Here is a 22,112-nt window from a genome sequence, read left to right on the forward strand (position 1 = left end):
GCCCCTGATGACAGGTGCGGTGCAGCCGATGGCTCAAGAAAAATGCGGCCCGCGGAAAGGGAAGCGGGCCGCCAGCGCGCTTAGTTGCGCGCGATACGATACCCGTTATCTTTCAGGCATCGGATCGAGTATCCACGCTTGCGAACGTTTTTGTCATAGAAGGTGATCTCGCACCGCTTGGGCAGGTCCTGAGTGTATCCATAATTCTTGTGCAGGCAGCGATTGTCCATATAGCGCTGTTTGCCGTCCGGGGTCCAAAAGCTGTTGCGACATTGACCGGGCAATGTGTAGCGATGGGTGCGGCTGTCGCGTGCAGGGCGCGGATCATAGCGACGATCATGTGGCCCGCGATAGCCTCCGTGACCGTGACCAGGGCGCACATGGATTTCACGTGTGGTGCTGGCGCTGCTATCCTTATCCAGGGCTTTGCCGATGATCACCAGCGCAGTGGCCCCCGCCAGGAAACGGAACAGATCCTCGTTATCTGCTTTTGCGGGCGCAGCTGTCAGACCGGTCACGGCGATCGAGACTGCCAGGATCGAGGCGATGAATTTGCGGGACATGAGGTATCCTCTCGGTTGGGTTCATATGTCTGGCCCGATCGCGATTCGAGGCGTTGGGCGGTGTGACACCAACCTGGCTCTTGGCGGTGAAATCGCTCAATAACACCCCCCTGATATCGGATATCAAACGCCGCAAACCCCTTTGGTTATTGAATAACGCACGACATGCGCGCATTGTCGTAGGCATGAGAAAACTGCTTGCCATAACGCTTGTGTCCCTGTTGCTGACACCCGTTTCGCCCGCCCTCGCGAATGAGAATTGTTTCGCCGACTACAAGGCCAAACAGGACAATCCCTTGCGTCTGCACTACGGTGTGATCCAGTTGGATGGCGCCTGTGATGCTGGATCCGCCCGCGCCGAAGTGGCCGCGCGTCTGGACCGCCAGGGATGGGTGTTGCTGAATGTTCTGTCGGTTTTCGGGCAGGATGGACTGAACGAAAGGAAAGCAAGTGCCGGGCAGTATTTCCTCGCCTTCTGAGATCCGACGCTCGGGCAATCGCCTGGTGGTATTCGGCATCGCCTGTATCGTGGCCATCCTGTTGGTGGCGGCGGTTGTCCTGTTCCTGACCCTGCCCGATGCGAATGCGTTTAACGCGCGGGTCGAACGGATATTCATCGAAAATGATCTGCTGACCGGGCCATCTGAAATCAAACTGCTGGAAATCCTGGCCCAGTCCGGAACGGCCTTTTCGGACACGCTGGCCAGCTATCGCGTGGTGATTTTCGTGCTGCTGGTCTTTGCCACCGGGATGCTGATCGCGGCGCTGGTGTTTCTGGTTGCCTTGGTGTCCATGAACCGGCGCATGGCGCAGATCGAGCAGGCCGGGATTCAGGTGTCCTCGTTGCTGATCTCGAGGGATGAAAACACTGTCTATCTGAACAATATGGGCTTTAAGCTGACCGGCGCCGCGATGGAGACCCTGTCGGTTCTGGCCGAGGCCCGCATGGACGAAGACGTTCTGTCAGGCGCGGAAATCGAGGCGATGATCTCGGGTCGTCTGGCCACCGATTGTGACGAAAGCGCCGGGGCAACCCGCATCAAGCGCCTGCGTGATACGCTGGGCAATCAGATGGTTTCGGAACTGCTGGTGAAAAACATCGCGCGCAAGGGCTATATGCTGTCGGTCGATAAATCCGTGATCAAGATGCTCTAGTCCGCCCAACCCGGCGCAAAGGCAATGTCCTGACATCCAGCAAACCGCGCGACTCGCTCTAGTTCAGCGATCAGGCGCCCCCTGCGCCCTTTGCCAAAACGCACCCCTTGTTCGGGCCACAGCCGCGTGACGTTCAGCGTCGCGCCCTCTTTGCGCCGATCTGCTTTCATATCAAGGCGCCCGACCAGCCGGGCCCCTTCCAGTAAGGGAAAAACATAATAGCCATATTGGCGCTTGGCTGCGGGGACGAAAATCTCGATCCGGTAAGAAAAACCAAACAGCCGCTCGGCCCGGGTCCGATCGCGCAAGGCCGGATCAAAGGGGCTGAGCACACGGATGCGGCCCGGAGGTTCGGGCGGCGTTGCGTCGGGCAAGTGCAAAGATGCCAAGGACCGTCGCAACCGGCCGTCCACGCCCTGGATATCCACCTCGATCACCCGGCCATCCGACAATGCAGCCTGCGCCCAGTCGCGTGCCTGTGCGGGCGAAACCATATCCCAAAACGCCGCCAGTTCACCCGGCGTGGCAAACCCCAAACGATCCAGCGCACCCGAGCACGCCCACTCCACCGTGTCGCACTCGGGATCGCACAGGGCGTCGGCGGGCAAGACCCGCGTGCTCAGATCATAGAACTTGCGAAAATTGACCCGCCGATCCACCGCCAAACGTCCCGAGCGCCACAAATATTCCAGCGCGGTTTTTTCCGGGTGCCAATCCCACCATCCGTCACTTTTGCGCCCCGCGCCCGAGGCCAGATCCGCCGAACAGACCGGGCCGCGCTCGCGCACCTGCCCAAGCACCGTTTCCAGCAGATGTTCGAATTCGTGGCGCTGCCATCTCTTGTAGAGCCGGCGCAAGCGGTCAGCATCCCCCGCGCATTTCAGCCGCCAGTGGGGGCGAAATTCGGTCGGGATAACGGCCGCATCATGAGTTCAATGTTCGAAAATCGCGCGATCGCGCTCCAGCAGCAGCTCCAGATTGCGCGGCCGATAGGACGGACGGCGCGAAAACAGGATCAGATCATGGGCGCGGGCCACGGTGTTGATGCTGTCCAGCTGCACGAATCCCAGCCGCCGGATAACCGAGAGCAAATCCGCACCACGCCCGTTTCCGGGCTCGAGCCCCGAGAGCAAGTGTTTCTGTAAAAAGACCCGCCGCGCCAAAGCGTTGGGCAAAACCGGGACAGCCATTACCCGTCGCGCAGCGTGTCCCCGCGCGAGATCACGGGCTCCAGTTCGACACGGTTGGGGCTGTCACCGGTGCCCTCGATCCGTTCCAGGATGATCTGGGCGGCTTTTTCCCCGATTTCAGCACGGCAAGCGTCCATCGTGGCCAGCTTCTTGGGCAAACCCTGCAACAATTCCACGCCATTGAAACCCGCCAGGCCAATCTGGCCGGGAACGTCATAGCCCTTTTCGGTCAGATACAACAATCCGCCCGCGCCAATCAGGTCATTCGAATAGTACAGGAAATCCAGATCAGGGTTGCGCGCCAGCATCGCCTCGGTCATCTCGCGCCCTTTGGCCAGCGCGGACCCGCCCGAGTAGAAATCCTGATCGACCACTTCGACACCGCCCTTGGCCAACGCCTGGGTGAAGCCTTCGAAGCGTTTGCGTGCGCGGTGATCCATCAGCATTTTCGTGCCCATGAACCCGATACGCTTATAGCCCGCGGCGACGATCGCCTCGCCAAATTGCTGCCCCGCGCGACGGTGCGAAATCCCTACGCAGGTGTCCACGGGTTCGCCATCAACATCCATGATCTCGATCACCGGGATGCCAGCCGCGCGCATCATCGCCCGCGCCGCATCGGAATGTTCCAACCCCGCAATGATCACCCCAGAAGGACGCCATGACAGCATCTCGTACAGAACTTTTTCTTCTTTTTCAGGGCTGTAATCGGTGACGCCGACAACGGGTTGCAACCCGGTGTCTTCCAGCGTGCGACTGATTCCGGCCATCACTTCGGAAAACACCATGTTGGACAAGGACGGGATGATCACGGCCACCAGGTTCACCCGCTGGCTGGCCAAGGCCCCCGCGATCTTGTTGGGCACATAGCCCAGTTGCTTGGCTGCTTGTTGAACCTTTTCGCGCGTCGCCTGGCTGACATCTGATCTGTTTCGCAGCACGCGGCTTACGGTCATTTCGGACACGCCCGAAGCTTCGGAAACGTCACGGAGTGTCAGCGGTCGGTGATCAGCTCGGCTCAAATTCACAAAATCCTTTAATTGGTTTCTCCAATTGTTAGCGCGAACTCCACCACTTGTTCAAGAGAGTGCATCAAGCTATGACGCAAGAACGCGGCCCCGTGGCTCAACTGGATAGAGCAGCCCCCTCCTAAGGGGCAGGTTGCAGGTTCGAATCCTGCCGGGGTCGCCAATTAGCTAATTCCACGATTTTTCCTCATATTTTACAGTGTGTTACGCGGATGCGTCCCGCTTTTGGGTGGGTGTGTCCCATTTTTAGGCTACTCCTACCAGCAACTTGACCATTCGCTCACGATCAGCAGCGCGCGTGTAACGCTCTACCTCAGAAAGGCTCATATGCCCAGCCATCGCCGCAATCTGGTGTGTGGTCGCGTCATTTTCTGCCCAGTAAATGCAGAAAGCCTTGCGAAGGCCATGAAGGCGAGAAGCTATGCCAGCTTCGCGTGCTGCGTCGCCGAACTCATTTCCTAGACTTGTCGCCTTAAAGGGCTTACCGGCATTGGTAAGAATAAAGGCGGGAGCAATATCTGGGGTCCGATTTATAGCGGCTCGAAGTTCAGCCGTAAGCGGCACACGCGCAACGATACCACTTTTCTGGCGCTCATAAACTAACAGGTCGCCTTTAATGTTCTTTCGGCCTAGCTTGGCGAGGTCAGTTCGAGCCGCACCAGTGTATAAGCCCAAATCAAAAATCAAGCGTTCCCGCGTGCCTACTGGCCAGCACTTTTGGAAGGCTGCAATGTCTTCAGCGTCGGCGACAGGAAAGCCTTTAATCTTGGGTTTATCTAACTCGATCCCGACTAGCGGATTTTTTCGGATGAAGCCCAGGCGACGGAGGTGCTCAAAGACCGGCTTGAGCGCCTTGTACTCATTGACCGCGCCGTGTCCGCCCTTGGTATACAGGGCGCGTTCAACGACTTCGCCTGTGATCGTCTTGACCGGGCGCGCACCTTGCGTCTTTCGGTAACGCGCAAAGATCGCAGAGCGAGCCGCGCGTGTACCCTCTGCATATTTCGCCCAATCGGTATTACCTGAGATGTATAAGTCAAGGGCCCATGCAAATGTTCCCGTCTCTGGGGTCTCGGTATCCGGTGGCATTTCCTGCCAACGCGCGTGTTCGGCCGCCCACGCGGCCAAGACCTTCGGGTCAGACGGGTGCAGTCCATGGACTCCCAGAGACCGTTCAGCATCGCCGCGACGATATGTGTGAAACCAACGCCCTCGGCGCAATTTAGAACGTAGATAAGGCAGTTTTTTTCATGCCGCATCTCCTGAGAAGGGCTGGCCTTCCCACTTATGGTTTGCTTCGTCTCGATCAGGATAGTCAAAGACAACACCCTCGGGACCCACACCCTTGATACGCGCTGACCTGCCCCCCGAAATCCCCCGCACTTTAATGTAGAGTTTGCTCAACCTCTTGAAGGAGCAAACAAATGCGAAAGAGCCGTTTCACTGAAGCCCAGATCATTGGGATGATCAAAGAACAAGAAGCCGGGATTCCGACGGCGGAGGTGTGCCGCAAGCATGGCCTGAGCCAGGGCACGTTCTACAAATTCAAATCCAAGTATGGCGGCATGGAAGTGTCTGATGCGGCCAAGCTGAAGGCGATGGAGGACGAGAACGCCAAGCTTAAACGTCTGCTGGCCGATGCCATGCTGGACAACGTTGTGCTGAAGGATTTGCTGGGAAAGAGTTGACGACGCCGAATGAGCGGCGAGAGGCAGCGCTCAGGGCGATGCGGGATCATGACATCTCGCAACGCCGGGCCTGCCGACTTGTCGGTGTCGATCCGAAGACGGTCCGGCGTGAACGCCCGCCGGACAATCCTGAGATACGCAAGGAGATGAAGGCCGTCGCGGCCAAACGGCGTCGGTTTGGCTACCGCCGGATCGGCGTGATGCTGGAGCGCGAAGGATACGTGATGAACCACAAGAAGCTGTATCGGCTGTACACCGAGGAGAAGCTGGGCGTTCGGCGACGGCGTGGACGGAAACGGGCGCGTGGGTCTCGAACACCAATGCCAGAGGCTTTGAGGCCAGGCGAACGTTGGTCGATGGACTTCCTGTCGGACACGTTCGGGGCATCACGCCGGTTCCGCATCCTGGCCGTCAATGACGATTGCTGCCGTGAGAACCTGTGCCTGATGGCCGACACCAGCATCTCGGGTGCCCGGGTTGCGCGTGAGTTGGATGCGCTTGTGCGTATCTATGGCAAGCCTGCCAGCATTGTCAGCGATAACGGGACTGAGTTCACAAGCCGGGCAATCCTGAAATGGGCGAACGACAACGGCGTCGACTGGCACTACATTGATCCGGGCAAGCCACAGCAGAATGCCTTCATCGAGTCATTCAACGGCAGCTTGCGCGACGAATGTCTAAATGAAGAGATGTTCGAAAGTCTGGATGATGCGCGTCGAAAACTGGCGCTCTGGCGGTACGACTACAACAACGTCAGGCCGCACTCATCTCTCGGAAACAAAACGCCCGCAGAAGCGCGCCGAACGCTTGAGCAATTTGAGAGCTCCGCGTCCGGCGCGCTTGCCCAAATTGACGACCAAGACTATGAAAACCAGACCCGCAGACTCTCGTTATGAATGAGGGAGCCTCGGGGGGCAGGTCATAGCGATACGGGTTTTGTTTTTCTTTTCTTTGTTCGTAATGAGTCGGACATTTTTGTCTGACCCGTCAGCCATTTCTGGCTGACCGTCGACAGAAGAAAAGTCGGCAACCACGGCTTCGAGTGCTTCGGCAACCTGCTGCATAGCCTCAATGCCGTTCAGCTCCGTTGGGCGGCGGCGAGGCAAAATCTTGGTTGCCGCCTCGTTCGCATCAGCGTTTCCGAGCTCTCGAATTTGCCGGAAGAGGTCTTGAATGTGTTCGCGAAGCCGCTTGTGATCTTCGTTAGCCTGCATTTGGCGACTGACCAGCAAACGAAGGTACTCCGCTTGCTCGATAAGGGGAGCCAAGTTAATGCCCGCCGCGCGCTCTATAACACCATCAACACGTTCGCCGGAGCGACTTTTGCGTTCTGGGTACGTGCGCTTGATCCAACCGGATTCAACAAGTTCCGCCTCGAACCGTCCGACCTGCCGTTTTGATACTCCAAAGTTGAGGGCAAGCCGTTCTAGCGAATGCCAGATGGCGCAGATCCTGCCTTGCCGAAAGTCAGAGGGCTGGCAATTATCTATGGCAAATTCAAGGTACTTCAGTGCTCCGCGAGAAAGACCTAAGGAAGCCTTCGCCTGCTGCAACAACAGTTTCGGTCGATAGGGCGTGATGTCGTCTGGCAGTCCACTGTGCGTCAACCGAACACTCATGACACACCGCCTAGAATCGGTTTGTCGCCCTGATTGTTGGTTGCTTCTGCGCCAAGTTTTGAAATAAAGTGGCGGTGAAAGCTGCAGGCTTTTGCTTTAGATTTGATCCCGGTTTCGGTGGCCGCCGAGCCGGGATTTTTCTTAAGGGATGACTGGAAGCGGTGTCCCGGACACTGGGGTAACCCATTGTTCTCTAAAGCACCGAAAAACCTGTTTGTGTCCCGGTGGCAACGTTGATTTCGTTGAGATTTCCAGCAACTTTGAGTGTTCTGCCGGGGTCGCCATTTGTGTATGTCGCCAGTCTGTTCATCGGCCCTGGACACGCTGATCCTGTCCGGACCGAAACTGTGTCAGCCGACGATCTGCACCTTTTGCCGGATCGAGCCGAACAGGTCCTGGCCGTCCAGACCGGCAACGCGCATTTCCACGGTGCTGCCATGGCGCATATAGGGGGTTTCCCCCATGTCACCGGCAATCATTTCGATCGCACGACGTTCAGCGATACAGCTCGAACCGACCTCGGCAAAGCCCGAATTGGCCACAGTGCCCGAGCCCAGGATCGTACCTGCCGGCAGATTGCGGGAATAGGCGGCGTGTTCGATCAACTCGTCAAAGCCGAATTTCATCTCTTGTCCATTTGCGCGTCCGAACTGGGCACCGTCATAGGTGATGTTCAGCGGCAGGCAGACCCGCGCATTCCGCCAGGCCTGGCCCAGCTCGTCCAGGGTCACAGCGACGGGCGCGACGGCGCAGGCAGGTTTGCACTGCAACCACCCAAACCCCGTGGCCATTTCCACCGGGCCAAGCGCACGCAGGCTCCAGTCGTTGATCATAACCACCAAACGGATGTATTGCGCGGCGTCCCTGGCCTTGGTTCCCATGGGGACGGCATCCAGAATGACGCCATATTCGCCTTCGAAGTCGATACCATCCGCCACCGAAGGGAAGGTCGCGATCCCGTGCGGCGGCAGGAATTCATTCGACAGCCCCTGGTACATCAAGGGCCGCTCGTTCAGTCCAACCACCGGCATCCCCCAGGCCTGTTGCAACAACAGCGCATGGGTTTCGAAGGCCGATCCATCCAGCCATTGCCAGGCTCGGGGCAAAGGCGAGCAAGCGGCGCTTTGCTCAAAGGTCTCTCCTGCCCCGCCGTTCACGGCCTCGTACTGAGCCGCCAGCCCCGAGGCCAGAGACTCCCAGTTTTCCAACAGCTCTTGCATTGTTTCAGCGCCCGACACGGGCTGCACGCGCGCGCCATCCGCGGACACGACACAGACACGCCCATCGGGCGTTCCATTGTCAATCGTACAGAACTTCATGTTTGTGCTTCCTTGTTAAACCTGCTGCCCGTCAGTCGCGCCATTCAGGAAAACGCGCGTCGTGGTGGGTACAGCCGTGGTCAGTGTCGCGATGGCCATGCAGGCATCGCGACAGACCGAGATCAGATGTTGCAGTTTTTCGTCAGGCTCTGGGCTTTGGATCAACACGTGACAGCTGTAAGCGTCACACATCCCCTGGCCTTGCTGGCCCTGATCCGGTTCGGGGGGCAAGGTGCCATATTCCGCCCGTATTTCGACCCGCAAACTGTCGATCTGCATGGGCGCTTTTTCAAGATAGCCCTGGATATGGGTCAGCAGGCAGAACGCCACCCCCATGATCAGATAGCCCAGCGGCGAGGGCGCGCTGTCCTCCCCTCCCATACCGGTGCCTTCGTCGCAGATGACTTCCCACGAGCCATAATCGGCCCGCGGCGACAGGATAACCCCGCGTTTTTTCTGTCCCTCGCCCGGTTCTGCAACAACCTCATAGGCAAAGCGGATCGGCTCGCCCGGTCTGATCACCGGCCGGGGAAATTCGGGCATGGTGGTGACGCCAACCGGGTTGGTCGCACGGGTGACTATCTGGGCCATGACTTATCCTTTCAACACGGCAACGGGGCGGCACCAGCCGGCACTGGCCGCTTTGATTTTGACGGGGAAACAGATCACCTCGAACCCGGTCGAGGGCAGGCTTTCCAGATTTCCCAGTTTTTCCATGTGCATGTACAGATGATCCATCCCGGCACGGTGGCCTTCCCAGATCAACGAGGTGTCCCCCGTTTCGGCCACCCGTTTCGCGGTATAGACAAAGGGCGCATCCCAGCTCCAGGCGTCGGTGCCGGTGATCCTGACCCCGCGCGAAGACAGGTAATTCGTCGCCTCGCGCCCCATTCCGCAGCCCGTCGCCACATAAGATGGCGTCCCATAGGCCGCGCTGGCCGCAGTGTTGACCAGTACGATGTCCCCATCTGCGATCTCGTGACCAATGCGTTTCAGCTCGGCCTCGACATCGGCGGCGGTGGCGACATAGCCGTCCTCGAAATGACGAAAATCCAGCTTCACCCCCCTGCCCCAGCACCATTCCAGCGGGACTTCGTCGATGGTCAGCGCGCGCTTGCCACCATCCATCGTGGAATGAAAATGATAGGGCGCATCCAGATGGGTGCCGTTATGCGTGGTCAGCGACACACGTTCGTGCGCCCAGCCTTCGCCACCGGGCAACTGGTCCTGCGTCACACCAGGGAAAAAGCTCAGCATCTCTCCGACAAATTCCTGGTGATTGGTATACTCGATCTGCGGGCCCAGACCCGGCGGATCGGCATATTCGGTATTCTCCAGCGGACGAGCGAGATCAATAAGTTGCATGGGTGTCTCCGATCAGCGGCCCAGCAGGCCGGTAGCAATTGGGGGATACAGAATGACCAGCGCCAGACAGACCAGCATCATGGCCGCAAAGGGCGCCGCGCCGATAAAGATGTCTTTCAGCGCAATCTCGGGGTCATCCAGCGTGGCTTTGATGACATAGACGGATATGCCAAACGGGGGGGTCAGCAGCCCGATTTCCACGGCGATCACCGTCACGATGCCGAACCAGACCAGATCAACCCCCAACGAGGTGATCACCGGCAGCATCAGCGGCACCAGGATCAACATGATCGAGCCGCTGTCCAGGATCATCCCCATCAGGATAACGACCAGACAATACAGCAGCATCAAGCTTAGCAGATTGATATCTGCCCCGGCGACCATATTGCCAAAGCCCGCGGGCACGCCGGAAAAGGCCAGCATCCGCGAATACATCTGCGCGGCGATGATCAAAAACGAGATCGCTGCGGTGATCATCCCGGTTTCGACCAGAACGCGCCACAAGCTGGCCCAGTCCAGACGGCGCTTCACCAGTCCGATGATCAAGGCGCCAGCGGTTCCAACGGCGCCGGCCTCGACCGGGGTGAAAAAGCCCGCATAGATACCGCCCAGAACCAACGCAATCAGCCCCGCGATCGGCAGCCCCTTGCGCAGCAGCTCGGCCGGAGGAATCTCCTCGGAGTCCAAACTCAGGCTGCGCCCGACGAACCCCGGCGAGAACACGGCCATCGCCACGGTCCCGATCCCGAAAAACAACGCCAGCACCAGCCCCGGCCCCAATCCCGCCAGGAAGAGGTCTCCGATGGATTGCTCGGCCAACAGGCCATACAGGATCAACAACAGCGACGGCGGGATCAGCATCCCCAGAACCGAACTGCCTGCGACCACACCCACCGAAAAACGCGTGCCATAGCCGTGACGACGCAGCTCGGGCACGGCGATCTTGGTGAACACGGCGGCCGAGGCGATCGAGATCCCGGTGATGGCGGCAAAGATCGTGTTCGCGGCAATGGTGCCAACACCCAGACCGCCTTTGATCCGTTTGAACATGGCGTTGGCCACATCAAACGCATCGCGTCCCATGCCGGATTCCGACACGAGGAATCCCATCAGAACAAATACCGGCACAACGCCAAAGAAATAGCTGGAGATCGCGTCATTCGCCGCCAGACCCAACATCTTGGTGGCCAGCAGGGCATTGCCCTTGATCGCCCAGACTCCAACGAACGAGCACAGGATCAGTGCGATGGGCACATACAGCCCGCCCAGCACCAGACCGCCCATGGCGACCAAACTGAAAAGACCAATGGCGAAATCAGTCATGAGGGTTGCTCCGGCATCAGGCGGCGCAGGATACGCGCCAGGAATTGCAAAACCAGCAGGACACAGCCGATCAGGATCATCAGCTTCACCGGCCAGGTGGGAAAGGTGAAATTGCCAACCGAGCCGACAAAATCCGCCCGTTTGATGGATTTCAGCAGCATCGGCCAATGGGCATAAATCAGCGCACTGATCACCAGGATCCCCAAGGCGTCGAACAGCATCTCGAGCACCCTGGCCAGACCCGGCACCCGAGTGTGCAGCGTATTGATCAGCCCGTCCGACCGGGTCAGCCGCCCTGCTTTCAGTGCTTGCGGCACCTGCAGGAACACGATTGCGACGATCGAGAGAGACACCATTTCTGGGACCCCGGGCAGCGGGCTGCCCGCCACTTCGCGGCCGATGACGTCAACACAGATGATCAGCACCAGCCCGACAATCAGCATCGTGCCGACAATGTTGGCACCCTGCGTTGCCCTATCCAGGCAACGCAAAGTGAAGGACAAGCTTTTCATCAGGTTTACTCTTGGTCCCAGTTCCGCAAGGGCGTGGCCCCTCCGGCGCGCATCCGGTCCATGTAGTCCTTCATGATCGCAGTGCCGTGCTTGCCCTGCTTATCCAGACCCGCAGCCCAATCCTTGGCCGCGTTTGGCATGGTTTCCGCCCAGGCCATACGCACGCTGTCGGGGGCGTCTTTGATTTTGGCTCCGGCCTCTCCCATCTTGGTCAGGGCCAGCGAAACAAAGCCTTCAAGGTCGCTCAGATACCAATCCATCGCGGCATCGGCACCCGCATTGAAGGCCGCCTGAACCTCGGGGGACAGCCCATCCCACCAATCCTTGTTGGCGCACATCGAGCCCGCGAACTGAGCCCCCAGACCCATTTTGGTCACATAGGGCGCCACCTCGTAGAGCTTGCCCGGGAACGCCGCCGAGGCGAACACGATCACGCCGTCATACACGCCCGTCTGAAGCTCGTTATAATAGGTGGTCAGGTTGCCCTGCACGCCAACGGCCCCGGTCCCTGCCAGCCAGTTGATCGCCGGGCCAGGGGCTGCGATCTTACGACCTTCCAGATCGGCCAACGAGTTGATCTCGAAATTGGTCATCAGCAGATAGTCATCAATCGCGGACGGACCGCCGATATAGACAACGTTGTTGTCGGTATAGGCTTCGGTCATGCGCGGGTCGGTCTTGTGCATGTCGTGGATCACCTCGACCACCTGACGCGCATCATCGCTGACAAAAGGGGTATAGTAGGTGACGTTCTGCACCGCCAGCTTGGCCGGTTCGAACACCGACGAGCACGCCCCGATTTCAGCCAGACCGGCCTCGACCGTTTCCAGTTCTTCGCCGACGCCAGCAATCGCGCCGCCATACTGACCCGACACGGTCAGTGTGTGACCCAGCTCTTCCAGCTTGGCCCGGGCCGCGGGTTCAAACGCCACGCCAAACTGTTTCACCCAGCGAAAAATCGGCGGATGGCCCGCAACGATGGTCACGTTGAAATTGTCCGCAGCGGCTGATGTGGCCGCAATCATCAGGGCCAGAGCCCCAAGTGCCTTGGATTTCATGATTTCCTCCCAGTGTGTGGCCGGGCTTTTGCGCCCGGTCCCTCGCCAAAAGCCTAGTCGCAAATCTTGGTAGTTTGAAAATTAATAATTGAAATAGATGCGATAAATCTGATTACTACCCACATGCATCTAGAGAAATTTGACCTGAACCTCTTGGTCGCCATCGAGGCGCTGATGCGCCATCGCAATGTCACAACGGCCTCGGCCGAGTTGCTGATCACGCAATCCGCACTCAGCAGTGCGCTAAAGCGCGCGCGTCAGCATTTCGGCGACAAGATCATGTATTATGACGGGCAACAGATGGTCCCGACCCCCTTTGGCGCCGAGCTGGAAAATCTGGTGCCCGAGATGATCGCGCAGCTGCGTTCGCTGACCCGGATGCGCGCTGAAACGGACCTGGCCCAGATCAAACGCCGGTTTACAATCGTTGCGTCCGACTATGTTTCCGCCGTGTATGTTTCCGCGCTCAGCAAAGTTCTGGCGCAGCGGGCCCCTGGCGTGACCTTGTCCGTGGTGCCTTTTACCCAGGACTCGATCAGCATGTTTCATCGCGGCGTGGTCGAGTTCTTTATTGCCCCTCGCTTCGTGGCCAACGAAGACTATGACGCAGAGCTTCTGTATGAAGACACGTTTCAATGCGTGATGTGTTCGGACAATCCGCTGCTGCAAACCGGCCTTGATCCCGAAGCGTTTTTTACCTCGCCGCAGGTGGTGACCGATTTCTTTGTTATGAACGGGAAAAGCCATTTCGAACGCTGGCTGGACAAACAGGGCCGAGAGATCAAGGTCGCAGCGTCCCTGCCCAGTTTCGTGGTGCTGCCCTACTATATCCCGGGCACACGCAATATCGCGACCATTCACAAGCGGCTGGTGCCGTTCTTCGAGACCATTCCCGGCATGACCTTCCTGAAGCCCCCCGTCGATGTTCCGCCGCTGCAGGAATATCTGGTCACCAACACCAAGCAGCAACACGACCCGGAAACCCGGATGCTGCGCGATCTGATGATGGAGGTTGGACGGGCGCTGTAGGACACTGCCGCGCTTAGTTCGAAAGCCCCCGCAACAAGCGCGCGTTACGTCGCACTGCGTCAGTGTCGGCAAATTCGGTCAGGATATAGCGCGCACGTTGGGCTGCAATGCTGGCTTTGCCTTGATCACGCTCGACTTGCATCTGGCGCAATTCCAACTCAGCCAGAGACTCGCGAAGCAGGCGAATTCTTGCGGGGATGATCGCATCCTCGTCATACTTGCCGAACTTTTCATAGACCGCCTCCATCTGCGCATAAAGCGCCCGAGAGCGATCCCGCGCCTCGACATACGGGGGGCGTTTGGCCAGATAGGCCTCGTGCTGAACATGTTGGGCGATCACCGACAACAAGGCCGCACGACCCCGCAGTTCACGGTTATACGTCAGGTCTGGCACACTGTCGGCCACCTGTTTTGCGCGCGCAGGCTGGTCAGCAAACAGCAGCACCTTGGCGAATTCCAACCTGACCTCTGCGCCGGACTTGCCGCGCGGAAACTCTTGCAACACCTGCTGGTAATAGTTGATCGCGACAAGGTAGTTCTGATCCTCGGCGGCTTCGCGCGCTTGATCATAGTTGCTGGGTCCCGAGACGCTGGTATTCGAACCAACCGAGCGCACAGCATCGCACCCTGACAGCACAACAAAAGCTGCAGCGCAGGCTGCAATGCACCCCTGGCGCATGTGCGCTCTTGGCCATCCTGTCCGTGTTTTCGCTGCCAACTCGGTGTTCCTCGGGTCTTTTTTCCATAGACTAGCCTAAAACTTGGCATCGTGCTAGCGTTATGAGGCTCTTCACGAGAACAGAAATCTGGGGGCTTTGCTTGACCGTAAACACCGGACCCGGAAATATATCACGCGGCGAAAAACTGCTGACCTGGTCAGTGTTCGTCTGTCTGTTGGCTTTTGCCGGGTTTCAGATCGGTCGTTTCGGTTCCGCGATTGTTTTTCCTGCCACTGCATCTGTGTCAGGCGTAAAGACAGACGCCCGCGATTTTGATGACGCCCCGCGCCCGGACGGATCCCCCCTGAAAACCAAGGTCGCCGCCATTTTCGGCACGCCCGAACCCACTGCTGCGCCTGCCGCTGCCTCTCAGCCCATCGCCCCCAGCACCAGCTATGGCCTGCGCGGGATCACCGTTGTGGGGAACAGTCGTTGGGCCATGCTCACTGCGGATGGCGCAAATATACTGGTGCGTATGGGTGACAAGCTGGCCGATGGTGAAGAGGTCAAAGAGATCACGCCAACGGCGGTTCTGCTCAGCCGCGACGGCGCGCTTACGATCCTGGAATTCAATGGCGCGTCCGAGAATGAGCCAACAGATCGTCGCCCCGATTTGACCGCTGATTTCAACCCGACCGAGGCCCCATCTGAGCCCGCGCGCGTGACCACGGTCTCTCCGGTCGAGCGCCCCGCCCCCCCAGAGACCGAGCTGATCCAACAGCCGCCCCTGCATATCCAGACGCTGCGCCGCGCGATCTACGCCCCCAATGCGCTCAGCACTGTGCATTTCGTTCGGGCGCGCACTCTCAGTGGCGGGATCGGCTGGAAACTCAAATGGATCAAGGACAGCCCCCTGGTCGAAGCCGCAGGTCTGCAACGTGGGGATATTCTGGTCTCGATCAACGGTCAATCGGTCGAGAATTCAGACGCTTTGCAATCCCTGGTGCTGAGTCTTGGCAAGCACGACACCATAGAAATTGAATATGAGCGCGGCAAACGGCCTATGCGCGCGACGATCCCACTGATAAAATCCTAAGAAAAAAGAACGAGGCAGGACAGTGACACAGATTTTCAAAAGGGCGCTCAGATGCGGGCTTGGCCCGCAGATTATGATTGGCCTGGTACTGGCCCTTTCGTGGCTTGGCCCGCTCAGAACCGCAGAAGCGCAAGATAGCCGGTTGAACCTGCGCGATGCCGACCTGTCGGTTTTCGTCGAAATGGTCTCGCAGTTGACCGGGCGCAATTTCATTGTGGACCCGCGCGTTCAGGGGACCGTCACCATCTATGCCCCCGAAGCGGTCGAGGCCTCCGAGGTCTTCGGCATATTCCTGAACGTGCTGGAATTGAACCGCTTTACCCTGATCGAGGGCGATGGCGTTGACCGGATCGTACCTGCCCAGACCGCCCGCGAAATTTCCAATACTGACAGCCGCACCGCCCGCGATGGCTTTGTCACCCGCGCCATTCGGGTCCGCAACATTCCGCTGTCCGAAGCAGTCGAAATCGTCAAACCCTTGCTCCCACCCGAGGCCGTCATCTCGACTTATCAGTCGGGCAACCTGCTGATCCTGTCAGACCGGGCCGCCAATATTGACCGCATGTCGGTGCTGATTGACAAGCTGGACGACGCAAGCCCCAACCGGATCGAGGTGATCAACCTGCGAAATGCGGCCGCAGCGTCGCTGCTGGATACGCTGAAGGCGCTGGAACTGACCTCGCCGGGGGCAAAAATCACCTCGGACCCGCGGTCCAACACGCTGGTGGTCAGCGGGTCGGACGAGTTTCGCCTGATGGTCCGCACCCTGGTGGCCGAGCTGGACAAACCCCGCAACGTCAAGGACGCGGTGGTGGTGCATCTGCAATATGCCGATGCCGAGGAAATCGCGGCGATCGGGCAAAAGCTGTTTGCGTTCCAGTCTGGCGAGGGTGATGGGGGCCAAGGCTCGTCGGCCATTGTCGCTGACAAGACCACCAACTCGGTGCTGATCTCGGCCAGCCCGGACCTGCTGCAATCCATTGTCCGTGCTGTGAAAAACCTGGATCGTCGTCCCAGCCAAGTGTTGGTCGAAGGTGTGATTTTCGAGATGAGCGCCGATAATTTCGCCACGCTGGGCACGCAGTTCGGCGGTGTCGTCAACGATGTGTTTGCGGGCGGCATCCAATTCGATGTCGGCGGGGTGCCCACGCTGGGTGGGCTTGTGACCTCGTTGTTGTCCAGCAACGTGCCGACCCTGTCCAGCGGTGCGAGCATCGCGCTGAGTTCGCGCGATCGGCTGGCGCTTGGGTTCCTGTCTGCGGTGGCGCGCGATACCTCGACCAATATCCTGTCCACGCCTTCGGTGCTGACACTGGACAATGAAGAGGCCGAGATCACCGTCGCCGAGAACGTCCCCTTTGTGACCGGGCGTTTTTCGACTGTCGGCGATGACGCGATCCCCAGCCAACCCTTCCAGACCATCCAGCGGCAAGATGTCGGGCTGGTGCTGAACGTTGTGCCTCAGATCACCGGCGACGGAACCGTACGCTTGCGTGTGGAACAGGAAGTTTCAAACCTGACCACCGCCTCGGCGGCCTCCGGCGGAGAGATCACCCAGCGCCGCGCCATCAACACCTCGATAATCGTGGGCGATGGCAATGTTGTGCTGCTGGGCGGCTTGATCGAGGACTTCTCGAATAACGTTCAAGAGAAGGTGCCCGGCTTGGGGGATATCCCGATCCTGAAACGGCTGTTTTCGGCCAAGTCCGCGCGCGGCAACAAGCGTATCCTTCTGTTGCTTTTGCGGGCGCGGGTGATCGACACGGATTCCAAGGCCGACGCCGCAACCTCGGCGGCCTATGATCAAGCCCTGGATCAACAACGTCGGCTGCTTTTGGAACGCAACAGCGACTATCCCAAGAAATCCGGTGGCCAGTTGCGCCCGGCCCTGCCCAAGCTGGGGGCACCTTTCACACCCCAAAACCCGAAACGATCTGACAAAAAGGCGCTGTTGCCCTCGCTTGGGAACCGCTTGGATCTGGGCGACAATTACTGAGACTGAATTGAATGGACGCACGCCCCAATACTTCACGCCCGATGCTGCCGATGGCCTTTGCCCGGCGGAACGGAATCGTGGTTGCTCCGGGGAATGACGATCCGTTGACGGTGATTGCGCGGGCGGATGTCAGCCCACAAACGATCCAAGAGGCACGGCGCGTTCTGGCCCAGCCCTTTGCCCTGGAATTGCGTCCGGCCGAGTCCTTCTTGTCACTGATTGAGCAGATCTATGGCGGCGCTGACGCCGACGATGATCTGAACGATCTGGACGGGATGGAGCTGAAGGTGATCGGCGCGGACTCGGTGACCGACCTGCTGGATGACAGCACCGCAGCGCCCGTGGTTCAGCTGATCAACTCGCTGTTTCGCCAAGCCCTGCACCGCAAGGCCTCGGACATGCATATCGAAGGGATGGAGACCGGGCTGCGCGTGCGGATGCGCATTGATGGCGTGTTGCAATCGGCGCTGGAGCGGACGGACATTGCGCCCTCGGTGGTGATCTCCAGGCTCAAGGTGATGGCCGATCTGAACATTGCCGAGACACGACGCCCTCAGGATGGCCGCATCGCGCTGCGTTTTGGCGGGCGCTCCGTTGATGTGCGCGTGTCCACCATGCCCGGCAAGAACGGCGAACGGGTGGTTCTGAGGATTCTGGACAAAAGCATGGGGATGCTGTCGCTGGATGTCATCGGACTGGAGCCTGCGCAAAAAGACACCATCCAACGCCTGGCCCGCGCCCAAAACGGGCTGTTCCTTGTGACCGGCCCGACGGGCAGCGGGAAAACAACGACCCTGTATGGGGTGATCCAACATCTGAACAAATTGGGCACCAATATTCTGACGGTCGAGGACCCGGTGGAATATGATCTGCCCGGCATTGGTCAGACACAGGTCAACAGCAAGATCGACATGACCTTTGCCAACGCCCTGCGCGCCATTCTGCGGCAAGATCCCGACATCGTTCTGGTGGGCGAAATCCGGGATGCCGAAACCGCCGATGTGGCCATTCAAGCGGCACTGACCGGGCATTTGGTGTTGTCCACGCTGCACACGAACTCGGCCCTGGGCGCGGTGACGCGGCTGCGAGATCTGGGGATCGAGCCGTTCTTGCTGGCCACCACCCTGCGCTGCGCGATGGCGCAACGGCTGGTGCGGCGCTTGTGCCCTGAATGCAAGCGTGCCACCGCGTCGGATGCCACGGCCCGTGCAGCCTTCGACAGTGTCGGGCTGGAGGCCCCAGAAACGCTGTTTGAACCAGTCGGGTGTGCCGCCTGCGATGGGATCGGCTATTCCGGGCGCATGGGAATCTATGAAATTGCCGAAAACACGCCGCAGATGCGCGACCGGATCAACGATGACGCCGCCGAGGATGAACTGACCCTGCACGCCCTGCCCCCACAGGATCGCCTGTTTGCCGCGGGCCTTCGGGCCGTGGCCCGGGGTGACACTGCGCTGGACGAGGTGCTGCGCACCGTGAGTGCCGACTGATGGCGGCCTTCAGCTATACCGCCTATGACAGCGCGGGCAAAAAGATACGGGGCGTTCTGGTTGCCGACGGGCCCAGCCATGCGCGCGCCTTGTTGGGCAAGCAAGGGCTGTTTCCCGAAACCCTGACCGAAACACGCGACACCCAAGCCAGCGGACGCAAGTTTGGGTGGCGTCAGCCGACGCTAAACCAGGAAAACCTGGCGGTGTTCTCGCGCCAGTTGGCGGTTCTTTTGTCGGCGCAGATTCCTCTGGACGAGGCATTGCGTGTCCTGACCGGCTCGGAGGTCGGAGGACAGGTGAACAAGATCGCCGCCCTTCTGCAAGCCCATATCCGCGACGGGCTGTCCCTGCCCGCCGCCATGGATAAACTGCCCGGAGCCTTTCCCGATTACTACCGAGCGGCCATTGCCGCTGGTGAAAGCAGCGGCGAACTGGAACGGGTCTGCGAAGTATTGGCCGAGTTCATCGAAAGCCGCCTGGCATTGCGCGACACCACCGTGAATTCTTTGGTCTATCCGCTGTTCGTCGGGGCCGTATCGCTTGTCGTTGCAGGGATATTGCTGATGAACGTGGTGCCGGAACTGGCGCTGTTGTTCGAACAATCCGGCCAGCCTTTGCCGCAGCTGACACTGATCTCCATCGCGATTGGCAATTTTCTGGGGGCCAACTGGCCTTCTCTGGCGGCTGGCATAGTCGGCTTGATCGTTGGTTTACGGCTATTCCTGAGGCGCCCTGCGCCTCGCCGCTTGTATCACCGTATCCTGTTGAAAATCCCCGTTGCGGGCCCGCTTGCGCGATTGAAAGCGGCCGTTTTGTTTTTGCGAACCTTCTCTTTGGTCTTGGCTGCGAACGTGCCGGCAGTATCCGCCCTGCGCCACGCAGCTGCGGCAATCGACAATGATGTTCTGCGGACCGAGGCCGCCGAGGCATCTGTGCTGGTCGAACAAGGCCAGCGCATTTCGACGGCCATGAAATCTGTCAGCGCCCTGCCCGTGATCGCACGACAGATGCTGGACAGCGGAGAAAGCTCGGGCCAACTGGCGCAGACAACCGCCCGCGCCGCCAGCCTGGCCGAACGCAGCCTTGCCGTGCGCTCGAAACGGATCGCAACCTTGCTGGAACCGGTGCTGATGATGACAGTCGGCGGTTTGGTTCTGGTGATTGTCCTGTCGGTCTTGCTGCCGATCTTTGATTTGCAAACGACTTTTGTGAATTAACTCACAAGGCTGAGCGCACGTTCGCCAACCCAGATACAGCCGATCAGCGTCACAATGAGGCTCATGACGAACCGACTGCGCCCGGCGATCAGATCCGAGCCAAGCCGACGCAACACCATCAAGAATGTCAGGACAGCCAATATGACCACGATCTGGCCAAGCTCTACCCCGATATTGAACCCGAACAACGAGGTCAGAAGACTCAGCTGACTGACCTGCAAATCGCTGAACACGGACGCAAACCCCAAGCCATGCAGAAGCCCAAAGGCAAAGATGATCCCCCAACGCGTTGGCCCCGAGACATCGGACGTGCCCGTCGTTTCGCCATGTCGCAGTCGCCAGGCCGCATCAATCCCGGCCAGTGCAATGGTCAAGGCGATGCCCAGCTCGACCGGACCACTGGGGATCGCGACAACGCCAAATCCCGCCAGGAAAAGCGTAATCGAATGCGCAACGGTAAAGATAGTTGCATGCAGCAGCGAGGTCAGGACTGCAGGCGTTGCGATCACGAGAATCGCCATGAACAACGCGTGATCCCAGCCGCTTGGAATGACATGCCGGTAGCCATCCAGGATGCTTTTGAAGATGCCGTTCCATATCGACCCCGGAACCTCGAGGCTAAGGGGGCGCGAAGGCAGCCCGGGCGGCATCAGATCCACGCTTTCTGTGCCATTGGGCCGTGCAACGATCACGATGACTGGCCCCACCATACCGGGCAGACGCAAGCGAGGTTGTTCCAGAGCCAAAACGCTTGGGCCATCGAATTCCAGCCACAAGGCTTGTTGTTCCGCACCACCGTCGTCCTGGGCTTCGGCGTGGCGACGCAGCGCCGCAGGAGTGGGCATCCGGATACGGCGCGCTTCGATCACGGTGCCTGCGTCATCAAAAAACTCTACGGTGTTCAGCAGATAGTCCCCCGCACCGTTGATATAGTCTTGCAGGTCGTCATCCAGCATCCCCAGGACGCGATCGCGGGCTTCGTCGGACAATGCGCCAGGCGGCTCTCGCAGGATGAAAGCCGCCGTTTCGATATCCAACAATAGCATCAGGTCTCCGTCCGCGTTGAACAGGATGCGCGCACGGGAATCGTCGATGGAATGGGCCGATGCGTCCTTGGCTGGCACCATCAAGGCGGCAACGAGCACAAGCAAAGCCACGATATGCGCCCGCCCCGGTCTAAAAAAGGCTGCGATCACCGCACCGATCACGCCATACAGATGGCTTTCGACCAGGATGGTTCCTCCGACGGCCTCTGATGCACCGGGTGTCGGTCCCATTGTTCCCTCCCATATCAATTTCGCCACGACCGTGAATAGGATCAGCGCAGCATATCCTTTCTGTCCGGATTGCCAAACACGCAGCCCCCCCCACGCAAACAGCCCGTGTGTGATACCCGAGAACCCCACATAGTAGGGCAGATTTGAGTGAAACAGCAGAACGCCGAGTGTGATGGATATCGCGGCCAACAGGGTTGCAATCAGCAATCCCCATGGCTCTAGCACGTCCCAAAGCACAACGATCAGAAACAGAAGCCCCAATTCGTTCATAAAGGCGTGCATCCGTGACAAATGCACAAGATGACCCGTTATGACGCGCCAGAGCTCTCCGTCCTGAACAGCCCCCGGTACAATCCCCAGATGGCCACGGCCCCAATCGTCGGTAAAGGCAGCAAAGGCAATCAACACGCCGGTCACAGCGAAGAAAAGCAGTCCGTTTCTCTGCTTTGGCCCGCAACTGAGCCACCGCGGCAACAAGTAAAACATTCAATGCTCTTGTTTTTGGCGTGAAAAAGGTTTTACTATGAA

At 59.1% G+C, this 22,112-nt stretch carries 20 protein-coding genes, 1 tRNA gene and 1 pseudogene; 9 read left to right on the forward strand and 13 right to left on the reverse strand.

Annotated features, from left to right (window positions below):
- Positions 1-80 precede the first annotated feature (80 nt).
- Positions 81-563: a hypothetical protein gene (locus ACXADQ_RS16800; RefSeq protein ID WP_475323549.1), complete on the reverse strand. Its 483-nt coding sequence runs from the start codon at positions 561-563 to the stop codon at positions 81-83.
- Positions 564-748: 185 nt separating this feature from the next.
- Between ACXADQ_RS16800 and ACXADQ_RS16805 the strand changes: the two genes are divergently transcribed.
- Together ACXADQ_RS16805 and ACXADQ_RS16810 are read left to right on the forward strand one after the other, a co-directional pair.
- The gene (locus ACXADQ_RS16805) at positions 749-1,042 is read left to right on the forward strand and encodes a hypothetical protein (RefSeq protein WP_475323553.1); all 294 of its coding nucleotides are present in this window, start codon (positions 749-751) and stop codon (positions 1,040-1,042) included.
- 1 nt (position 1,043) lies between these two features.
- Positions 1,044-1,718 (forward strand): winged helix-turn-helix domain-containing protein, encoded by a 675-nt coding sequence (locus ACXADQ_RS16810; protein WP_475326098.1) that lies wholly within the window; start codon positions 1,044-1,046, stop codon positions 1,716-1,718.
- Here ACXADQ_RS16810 and ACXADQ_RS16815 read toward each other — a convergent pair.
- Both ACXADQ_RS16815 and ACXADQ_RS16820 read right to left on the reverse strand, forming a co-directional pair.
- Positions 1,715-2,908, reverse strand: a pseudogene (locus tag ACXADQ_RS16815) (winged helix-turn-helix domain-containing protein). The gene ACXADQ_RS16810 and the pseudogene ACXADQ_RS16815 overlap by 4 nt on opposite strands.
- The gene (locus ACXADQ_RS16820; RefSeq protein WP_475323558.1) at positions 2,908-3,930 is read right to left on the reverse strand and encodes a LacI family DNA-binding transcriptional regulator; all 1,023 of its coding nucleotides are present in this window, start codon (positions 3,928-3,930) and stop codon (positions 2,908-2,910) included. Before ACXADQ_RS16820 ends, ACXADQ_RS16815 begins: the two are co-directional and overlap by 1 nt.
- Before the next feature lie 92 nt (positions 3,931-4,022).
- Here ACXADQ_RS16820 and ACXADQ_RS16825 point away from each other — a divergent pair.
- Positions 4,023-4,099, forward strand: a tRNA-Arg gene (locus ACXADQ_RS16825).
- Between the two features lie 83 nt (positions 4,100-4,182).
- On the opposite strand, the gene ACXADQ_RS16830 is transcribed toward ACXADQ_RS16825, so the two are convergent.
- Entirely contained in the window at positions 4,183-5,025 is an 843-nt protein-coding gene (locus tag ACXADQ_RS16830; RefSeq protein ID WP_475323560.1) for a tyrosine-type recombinase/integrase, read from the reverse strand.
- 335 nt (positions 5,026-5,360) lie between these two features.
- Here ACXADQ_RS16830 and ACXADQ_RS16835 point away from each other — a divergent pair.
- Positions 5,361-6,520, forward strand: a protein-coding gene (locus tag ACXADQ_RS16835) for an IS3 family transposase (RefSeq protein WP_475321747.1) whose coding sequence is annotated in 2 segments (ribosomal slippage) — positions 5,361-5,610 and positions 5,610-6,520 — 1,161 coding nt in all. Because the reading frame shifts where the segments join, the coding sequence is not laid out codon by codon here.
- Here ACXADQ_RS16835 and ACXADQ_RS16840 read toward each other — a convergent pair.
- From ACXADQ_RS16840 to ACXADQ_RS16870, 7 genes are all read right to left on the reverse strand, one after another.
- Positions 6,515-7,243, reverse strand: a complete 729-nt coding sequence (locus tag ACXADQ_RS16840; RefSeq protein WP_475323565.1) for a helix-turn-helix domain-containing protein — start codon at positions 7,241-7,243, stop codon at positions 6,515-6,517. The genes ACXADQ_RS16835 and ACXADQ_RS16840 overlap by 6 nt on opposite strands.
- Positions 7,244-7,593: 350 nt before the next feature.
- Positions 7,594-8,562 carry a fumarylacetoacetate hydrolase family protein gene (locus tag ACXADQ_RS16845; RefSeq protein WP_475323569.1) on the reverse strand — a complete coding sequence of 323 codons (969 nt, stop codon included), beginning with the start codon at positions 8,560-8,562 and terminating at the stop codon, positions 7,594-7,596.
- 15 nt (positions 8,563-8,577) lie between these two features.
- Positions 8,578-9,153 carry an OsmC-related (seleno)protein gene (locus ACXADQ_RS16850; protein ID WP_475323574.1) on the reverse strand — a complete coding sequence of 192 codons (576 nt, stop codon included), beginning with the start codon at positions 9,151-9,153 and terminating at the stop codon, positions 8,578-8,580.
- 3 nt (positions 9,154-9,156) lie between these two features.
- Positions 9,157-9,927 carry a cyclase family protein gene (locus ACXADQ_RS16855; protein ID WP_475323577.1) on the reverse strand — a complete coding sequence of 257 codons (771 nt, stop codon included), beginning with the start codon at positions 9,925-9,927 and terminating at the stop codon, positions 9,157-9,159.
- 12 nt (positions 9,928-9,939) lie between these two features.
- Positions 9,940-11,250, reverse strand: a complete 1,311-nt coding sequence (locus ACXADQ_RS16860; RefSeq protein WP_475323580.1) for a TRAP transporter large permease — start codon at positions 11,248-11,250, stop codon at positions 9,940-9,942.
- Entirely contained in the window at positions 11,247-11,762 is a 516-nt protein-coding gene (locus tag ACXADQ_RS16865; RefSeq protein WP_475323583.1) for a TRAP transporter small permease subunit, read from the reverse strand. Before ACXADQ_RS16865 ends, ACXADQ_RS16860 begins: the two co-directional genes overlap by 4 nt.
- 5 nt (positions 11,763-11,767) lie before the next feature.
- Entirely contained in the window at positions 11,768-12,820 is a 1,053-nt protein-coding gene (locus ACXADQ_RS16870) for a C4-dicarboxylate TRAP transporter substrate-binding protein (RefSeq protein WP_475323585.1), read from the reverse strand.
- A gap of 123 nt (positions 12,821-12,943) precedes the next feature.
- Between ACXADQ_RS16870 and ACXADQ_RS16875 the strand changes: the two genes are divergently transcribed.
- Positions 12,944-13,849, forward strand: coding sequence for a LysR family transcriptional regulator (locus ACXADQ_RS16875; protein ID WP_475323589.1), 906 nt, complete (start codon positions 12,944-12,946; stop codon positions 13,847-13,849).
- Positions 13,850-13,862: 13 nt separating this feature from the next.
- Here ACXADQ_RS16875 and bamD read toward each other — a convergent pair whose 3' ends face one another.
- A complete protein-coding gene (gene bamD, locus ACXADQ_RS16880; RefSeq protein ID WP_475323591.1) occupies positions 13,863-14,528 on the reverse strand; it encodes an outer membrane protein assembly factor BamD in 666 nt (221 codons plus the stop codon).
- Positions 14,529-14,668: 140 nt separating this feature from the next.
- On the opposite strand from bamD, the gene ACXADQ_RS16885 reads away from it, so the two are divergent.
- From ACXADQ_RS16885 to ACXADQ_RS16900, 4 genes are all read left to right on the forward strand, one after another.
- Positions 14,669-15,604 (forward strand): PDZ domain-containing protein, encoded by a 936-nt coding sequence (locus tag ACXADQ_RS16885; protein ID WP_475323595.1) that lies wholly within the window; start codon positions 14,669-14,671, stop codon positions 15,602-15,604.
- A 73-nt stretch (positions 15,605-15,677) separates the two neighbouring features.
- Positions 15,678-17,600 carry a secretin N-terminal domain-containing protein gene (locus ACXADQ_RS16890; RefSeq protein ID WP_475323599.1) on the forward strand — a complete coding sequence of 641 codons (1,923 nt, stop codon included), beginning with the start codon at positions 15,678-15,680 and terminating at the stop codon, positions 17,598-17,600.
- A gap of 11 nt (positions 17,601-17,611) precedes the next feature.
- On the forward strand, positions 17,612-19,090 hold the full coding sequence (locus tag ACXADQ_RS16895) for a GspE/PulE family protein (protein ID WP_475323602.1): 1,479 nt from the start codon (positions 17,612-17,614) through the stop codon (positions 19,088-19,090).
- Positions 19,090-20,307, forward strand: a complete 1,218-nt coding sequence (locus ACXADQ_RS16900) for a type II secretion system F family protein (protein WP_475323606.1) — start codon at positions 19,090-19,092, stop codon at positions 20,305-20,307. The genes ACXADQ_RS16895 and ACXADQ_RS16900 overlap by 1 nt, the downstream gene beginning before the upstream one ends.
- Here ACXADQ_RS16900 and rrtA read toward each other — a convergent pair.
- Positions 20,304-21,992 carry a rhombosortase gene (gene rrtA / locus ACXADQ_RS16905; protein ID WP_475323610.1) on the reverse strand — a complete coding sequence of 563 codons (1,689 nt, stop codon included), beginning with the start codon at positions 21,990-21,992 and terminating at the stop codon, positions 20,304-20,306. The two genes, ACXADQ_RS16900 and rrtA, sit on opposite strands and share 4 nt — an antisense overlap.
- Between the last annotated feature and the right edge of the window lie 120 nt (positions 21,993-22,112).

Source organism: Thalassovita sp. ABM4_323, assembly GCF_056158665.1.

Coding starts and splice junctions, on each gene's coding strand:
- ACXADQ_RS16890 (WP_475323599.1), top strand. CDS start 15,678: ATGATTGGCCTGGTACTGGCCCTTTCGTGGCTTGGCCCGCTCAGAACC.
- ACXADQ_RS16870 (WP_475323585.1), bottom strand. CDS start 12,820: ATGAAATCCAAGGCACTTGGGGCTCTGGCCCTGATGATTGCGGCCACA.
- ACXADQ_RS16875 (WP_475323589.1), top strand. CDS start 12,944: ATGCATCTAGAGAAATTTGACCTGAACCTCTTGGTCGCCATCGAGGCG.
- ACXADQ_RS16845 (WP_475323569.1), bottom strand. CDS start 8,562: ATGAAGTTCTGTACGATTGACAATGGAACGCCCGATGGGCGTGTCTGT.
- ACXADQ_RS16830 (WP_475323560.1), bottom strand. CDS start 5,025: ATGCCACCGGATACCGAGACCCCAGAGACGGGAACATTTGCATGGGCC.
- ACXADQ_RS16840 (WP_475323565.1), bottom strand. CDS start 7,243: ATGAGTGTTCGGTTGACGCACAGTGGACTGCCAGACGACATCACGCCC.
- ACXADQ_RS16855 (WP_475323577.1), bottom strand. CDS start 9,927: ATGCAACTTATTGATCTCGCTCGTCCGCTGGAGAATACCGAATATGCC.
- ACXADQ_RS16850 (WP_475323574.1), bottom strand. CDS start 9,153: ATGGCCCAGATAGTCACCCGTGCGACCAACCCGGTTGGCGTCACCACC.
- bamD (WP_475323591.1), bottom strand. CDS start 14,528: ATGCGCCAGGGGTGCATTGCAGCCTGCGCTGCAGCTTTTGTTGTGCTG.
- ACXADQ_RS16900 (WP_475323606.1), top strand. CDS start 19,090: ATGGCGGCCTTCAGCTATACCGCCTATGACAGCGCGGGCAAAAAGATA.
- ACXADQ_RS16860 (WP_475323580.1), bottom strand. CDS start 11,250: ATGACTGATTTCGCCATTGGTCTTTTCAGTTTGGTCGCCATGGGCGGT.
- ACXADQ_RS16805 (WP_475323553.1), top strand. CDS start 749: ATGAGAAAACTGCTTGCCATAACGCTTGTGTCCCTGTTGCTGACACCC.
- ACXADQ_RS16800 (WP_475323549.1), bottom strand. CDS start 563: ATGTCCCGCAAATTCATCGCCTCGATCCTGGCAGTCTCGATCGCCGTG.
- ACXADQ_RS16865 (WP_475323583.1), bottom strand. CDS start 11,762: ATGAAAAGCTTGTCCTTCACTTTGCGTTGCCTGGATAGGGCAACGCAG.
- ACXADQ_RS16895 (WP_475323602.1), top strand. CDS start 17,612: ATGGACGCACGCCCCAATACTTCACGCCCGATGCTGCCGATGGCCTTT.